This window comes from Vibrio sp. T11.5, assembly GCF_027587155.1.
GTDB lineage: Bacteria > Pseudomonadota > Gammaproteobacteria > Enterobacterales > Vibrionaceae > Vibrio > Vibrio neptunius.
The window spans coordinates 1-559 of sequence record NZ_JAPPTP010000070.1 but is presented as its reverse complement, the minus strand read 5'-3'; the positions used below and the strand labels follow the sequence as shown (position 1 = coordinate 559).

The window sequence follows — 559 nt, the reverse complement described above, 5'->3', positions numbered from 1 at the left end:
AGGGCTTTTTCATCCAGCAAAGCTTGGCTTTTAAATCGACTTTCCCAGAAATGCCCAGTGCAGCCATCTTCTTTGTTCGCTTTGCAAGCAATATCGTAGTTAAGCTCCTTCATATACCAGCTTAAATCCCACAGACGTTCTCGCCAACGTTCAATGATCTCGATACATTTTTCCTGTTCCATCGGGTGAGTAAACTGGCCATCAAGCCAACGCTGAATGATAGGGGGTAACTTATGCGCCATCCCCCAGCGTTCAACAACCTGATGATGTGATAAGCCCAAGGCTCTCTCTCGATTGATATTGACGACTAAGTGGTAGTGATTACTCATGATGGCGTAAGCACAAATATCGATGCAGTAGAGCTCAGCAAGCGAGTGCATTTTGTTGACAATCCACTCCCGGCGGTGCTCATAACTCACTAGGGTTTGTGGGTCTTCACCACATAAAAAGCTGCGCCTCACACAACGAGAAACGCAGTGATAATAGGATGTAGCTTCAATCGAGATCAGTTGCTTGCGCGCAGTTGTCATCAATGTGTCTCCTTGTCGAACAATAAGAA

At 46.0% G+C, this 559-nt stretch carries 1 pseudogene; it reads right to left on the bottom strand.

Annotated features, from left to right (window positions below):
- Positions 1-530: pseudogene (locus OH455_RS23220) on the bottom strand (transposase); the annotation flags it as partial.
- Between the last annotated feature and the right edge of the window lie 29 nt (positions 531-559).